Genomic DNA, 4,411 nt, shown 5'->3' with positions numbered 1-4,411 from the left:
CGAAGAAATCAAAAAGTTATATGAAAACAACAGTTCAATATTCTAAAAACAAAAGACAATGGAAAAGAAAGACAACCTCTCCCTTTACAGGGAAACATTCTTGAAGAAGACGCATTACACGGCAAGAGACGGCAAACAGGTGTACATTCCGGTCGTCTATCATGAGAAAATGCTCAAAATCGTACAGCTTATATGCAGCAACAGGGTTAATATCTCTGATTTACTGTGCAACATGCTCGAAGAACATTTCAGAACGCACGGAGAAGAACTCAAAGCCCTCTATGAGGAAGCCCTGCTTAAGAACATGGAGCTATGACGACCTTTCTCATCATCGCCCTGCTGGCATACAATGCTTGGCTGGCCTATCATCTTTTGAGCAGACCATCTCCCGCCAAAGAGCAAACGGCTTCAAGGGAAGAGAAGGAGAAGGAGCGCAAAGTGCAGGACAAGGTTGCCGAAATCGTTGGCAAGAGCCGTTTCAAGATGGAGACGCCAGCACCCGCACAACAGGAAAGGACGACGCCACTCGCTGCCACTACGGCGCCACAAGCTGCCACGCAGGAAAAAACGGAGGCGGTAGACATCGAAGACACTACCTTTGCCGACGAAACGGACGAGAAGCCTTCCCGGCAAGTTCCCACTGACCGCCTCGACGAAGCCTTTACCGACATCAGGATAAATGACGTTGCAGACGGAAACGAAGACGTAGAGGACGATGCGCCCGATACACCTGCGGCAAGGGGAACGAGCTTCGAGGACATCGACAGGGCGGTGAAGTCCGTGAGGAAGCCCGAAGCGGACGAAGCAGAAAAGCTCCACGCCGGCAAGACCTTCAAGAACATCGCCGAGACGGAACTCTTTCAAAAGCTCACCGATAGCTTCGCCGGCATCTCCGACAGGGTCAACGAGGTCATCGACCTCTATACCGCCCGTGCCGCAGAGGCAAAACCGATCGTCCTTCCCGTGCGCATCGAAGACTTCGATATCCGCGATTTTGTATAACCCATTAACAAGAAACGACAATGAAAGAAAAGGACTACGGATAAGGTGCACCTGCTGCCACTATATCCACAAGAAAATTAAGTAAGACAATTTCAATTCAACCCCGACGGGCGGCGTATGAGCGTTTTTCATACACGCCCGTCACCAAACAACGTTTTATGAACAACAAGCAAAAACTATTTCTCTCGGCAGTATTGCTTTTTACTGCCGCTTCCGCCCTTGCGCAGGGCAACGGTCTCTCGGGCATCAACCAAGCCACGAACATGGTGACCTCGTATTTCGATCCCGCCACGAAACTCATCTACGCCATCGGCGCCGTCGTGGGGCTTATCGGAGGAATGAAGGTGTATTCGAAGTTCTCATCCGGCGATCCGGACACCTCGAAGACCGCTGCCTCTTGGTTCGGTGCCTGCATCTTCCTCATCGTGGCGGCTACTATCCTGCGTTCCTTCTTCCTCTAAACGACGAAAGGAATAGGAACGATGGCTGAGTTTTCAATCAACAAGGGGATCGGGGCGTCGGTCGAATTCAAGGGGCTCAAGGCGCAGTACCTTTTCATCTTCGCGGCGGGACTGCTCACGCTGTTCGTCCTGTTCGTCATCCTCTACATGACGGGCATCGACCAGTGGTTCTGCATCGGTTTCGGGGTCGTCTCCGCCTCCGCCTTGGTGTGGGGTACGTTCGCCCTGAACCGCAAGTACGGCGCGCACGGGCTCATGAAGCTCGGTGCCGCCCGCAACCGTCCGCGCTACCTGCTCCACCGCAAATCCCTTCCCCGTATCATCAGACACAAGAAACTTAAAAAGAAAGACGAAAATGAGGAACATTCTTAAAGCCACCACGGTGGAAAACAAGCTGCCCCTGCTTGCCGTGGAGAGCGGGTGCATCATCTCCAAAGATGCCGACCTGACGGTCTGCTTCGCGGTGACGCTGCCCGAACTCTACACGGTCACGGCGCAGGAGTACGAGGCGATACACGCCGCATGGTGCAAGGCCGTCAAGGTGCTGCCCGACTTCTGCATCGTGCACAAGCAGGACTGGTTCATTAGGGAAAGCTACCGTCCCGACCTGCAAAAGGAGGACATGAGTTTTCTTTCCCGCAGCTTCGAGCGGCACTTCAACGAACGCCCGTACCTCAAACACAGCTGCTACCTCTACCTCACCAAGACGACCAAGGAGCGCAACCGCCGCGAGAGCAACTTCTCCACGCTCTGCCGCGGACACATCGTGCCCAAGGAAGTCGACAAAGAGACGGCAGGCAAGTTCTTGGAGGCTACGGAGCAGTTCGAGCGCATCATGAACGACTCGGGCTTCATCACGCTGAAGAGACTCTCAGACGAGGAGCTGGTCGGCACCGACGACACGGCGGGCATCATTGAGCGGTATCTCTCCCTGCTGCCCGAGGGCGACACCTGCCTGCAGGACATCGACCTCTCGCCGCGCGAGATGCGGGTGGGCGACAACCGCCTGTGCCTCTTCACCCTCTCCGAGCCGGGCGACCTGCCCGCCAAGGTGGCCACCGACATCCGCTACGAACAGCTCTCCACCGACCGCTCCGACTGCCGCCTGTCGTTCGCCGCACCCGTGGGACTGCTGCTGCCCTGCAACCACATCTACAACCAGTACCTCTTCCTCGACAACAGCGAGGAGAACTTGCAGAAGTTCGAAAAATCCGCCAAGAACATGCAGTCGCTCTCACGTTACAGCCGCAGCAACGCCATCAATCAGGATTGGATCGAGGAGTACCTCAACGAGGCACGCTCCTTCGGGCTGACCTCCGTCAGGGTGCACTTCAACGTCATGGCATGGAGCGACGACGAGGAGGAGCTCAGGCACATCAAGAACGACACGGGCAGCCAGCTGGCGAGCATGGAGTGCATGCCGCGCCACAACACCGTGGACTGCCCGACGCTCTTCTGGGCGGCCATGCCCGGCAACGGCGCCGACTTCCCCGCCGAGGAGAGCTTTTACACGTTCACCGAGCAGGCGGTGTGCCTCTTCGCCGAAGAGACCAACTACCGCAGCTCGCCCTCGCCCTTCGGCATCAAGATGGTCGACCGCCTCACGGGCAAGCCCCTGCATCTGGACATCTCAGACCTGCCCATGAAGCGCGGCGTCATCACCAACCGCAACAAGTTCGTGCTCGGTCCCTCCGGGAGCGGCAAGTCGTTCTTCATGAACCACCTCGTGCGCCAATACTACGAGCAGGGCACGCACGTGGTGCTCGTGGACACGGGCAACTCCTATCAGGGACTCTGCGAGATGATACGGCGCAAGACGGGCGGGGCGGACGGCGTCTACTTCACCTACACGGAAGAGAAGCCCATCTCGTTCAATCCTTTCTACACCGACGACTACGTCTTCGACGTGGAGAAGAAGGACAGCATCAAGACGCTGCTGCTCACGCTGTGGAAGAGCGAGAGTCAGGAAGTCTCCAAGACCGAGTCCGCCGAGCTGGGCAGCGCCGTGTCCGCCTATGTGGAGCTGATACGTGCCGACAGGAGCGTCACGCCCTGCTTCAACACCTTTTACGAGTACATGAAAGGCACCTACCGGCAGGAGCTGGAGGCACGCGACATCAAGGTGGAGAAGTCCGACTTCAACATCGACAACTTCCTCACCACGCTCCGGCAGTACTACCGCGGCGGACGTTACGACTTCCTGCTCAATTCGGCGGAGAACATCGACCTGCTCTCCAAGCGTTTCATCGTCTTCGAGATCGACAGCATCAAGGAGAACCGCGAACTCTTCCCCGTGGTGACCATCATCATCATGGAGGCTTTCATAGGCAAGATGCGGCGACTCAAGGGTGTGCGCAAGCAGCTCATCGTGGAAGAGGCGTGGAAGGCGCTCTCCTCGGCGAACATGGCCGAATACCTGCGCTACATGTATAAGACGGTGAGAAAATACTTCGGCGAGGCCATCGTGGTGACGCAGGAGGTAGACGACATCATCTCCTCGCCCGTGGTCAAGGAGAGCATCATCAACAACTCCGACTGCAAGATACTGCTCGACCAGCGCAAGTACATGAACAAGTTCGACCAGATACAGGCGCTCTTGGGGCTCACCGACAAGGAACGCGGTCAGATTCTCTCCATCAACATGGCCAACCACCCGGGGCGGCTCTACAAGGAGGTGTGGATTGGGCTGGGCGGCGTGCAGAGTGCCGTCTACGCCACGGAGGTAAGTCCCGAGGAATATCTCGCCTACACCACCGAGGAGACCGAGAAAGTGGAGGTGCGCGCACTGGCGGAGCAGTACGGCGGCGACATCGAGAAAGCTATCCGGGAGCTGGCCGAGCGAAGGCGGGCGGCACGGAGCGGCTAATCCCGTCGGACATAGCATTGGATGTATCGGTTTAGCCAAACGTGTCCAAACACTTGGACTAACTTGTCCAGCTCATTGGACA

The 4,411-nt window shown here is 56.8% G+C and carries 5 protein-coding genes; all 5 read left to right on the top strand.

Features of this window, described 5'->3' with window-relative positions; all coding sequences use genetic code 11:
• Positions 1 to 58 precede the first annotated feature (58 nt).
• The gene (locus H164_RS0114105; protein WP_004351993.1) at positions 59 to 316 is read left to right on the top strand and encodes a DUF3408 domain-containing protein; all 258 of its coding nucleotides are present in this window, start codon (positions 59 to 61) and stop codon (positions 314 to 316) included.
• Positions 313 to 1,002, top strand: coding sequence for a hypothetical protein (locus H164_RS0114100; RefSeq protein WP_019969224.1), 690 nt, complete (start codon positions 313 to 315; stop codon positions 1,000 to 1,002). Before H164_RS0114105 ends, H164_RS0114100 begins: the two co-directional genes overlap by 4 nt.
• Positions 1,003 to 1,160: 158 nt before the next feature.
• Complete coding sequence (locus tag H164_RS0114095) at positions 1,161 to 1,463, top strand: DUF4134 domain-containing protein (protein ID WP_009162067.1); 303 nt, start codon at positions 1,161 to 1,163, stop codon at positions 1,461 to 1,463.
• Between the two features lie 21 nt (positions 1,464 to 1,484).
• Complete coding sequence (locus H164_RS0114090) at positions 1,485 to 1,835, top strand: DUF4133 domain-containing protein (RefSeq protein ID WP_004351903.1); 351 nt, start codon at positions 1,485 to 1,487, stop codon at positions 1,833 to 1,835.
• Positions 1,819 to 4,329 carry a TraG family conjugative transposon ATPase gene (locus tag H164_RS0114085; protein ID WP_019969223.1) on the top strand — a complete coding sequence of 837 codons (2,511 nt, stop codon included), beginning with the start codon at positions 1,819 to 1,821 and terminating at the stop codon, positions 4,327 to 4,329. The genes H164_RS0114090 and H164_RS0114085 overlap by 17 nt, the downstream gene beginning before the upstream one ends.
• Positions 4,330 to 4,411 lie beyond the last annotated feature (82 nt).

Source organism: Segatella maculosa DSM 19339 = JCM 15638 (genome assembly GCF_000382385.1).
Lineage (GTDB): Bacteria > Bacteroidota > Bacteroidia > Bacteroidales > Bacteroidaceae > Prevotella > Prevotella maculosa.
The sequence above is the reverse complement of the archived record's forward strand: the minus strand, read 5'-3'. Positions and strand labels throughout refer to the sequence as shown.